Annotated in this window: 1 pseudogene; it reads right to left on the minus strand. The window is 40.1% G+C overall.

The annotated features are described in order from the left end of the window. Positions 1 to 359, minus strand: a pseudogene (locus tag KQA_RS20570) (hypothetical protein); the annotation flags it as partial.

Here is a 359-nt window from a genome sequence, read left to right on the forward strand (position 1 = left end):
TTCATCAGTCGCAACTATTGGATTCGCTACAACTATAGTAGCTTCTGCTTTATCACAATTCGCTGGGTTTGCTCCAACCTCACAAATCTCATATTCTACTACATAAGTACCTGAAGGTGTATCAGCATCAACACTAATTGTACCATCTGGATTAAATGTTAGACCTGTAGGAACATTAGTACCTGTTAATGTTACATCACCAGGGGAGGTACCAACGGTTACTGGACCACTTCCATCCAAAGTATCGTTCATATCAATAACACTTAGACTGCTATCTCCTACGGTTAATGGAGTAGCGCTAAAGTCTTCATCAGTCGCAACTATTGGATTCGCAACAACTATAGTAGCTTCTGCTTTAT

Origin of the sequence: Aquimarina agarilytica ZC1, assembly GCF_000255455.1 — a bacterium.
Taxonomy (GTDB): Bacteria; Bacteroidota; Bacteroidia; order Flavobacteriales; family Flavobacteriaceae; genus Aquimarina; species Aquimarina agarilytica.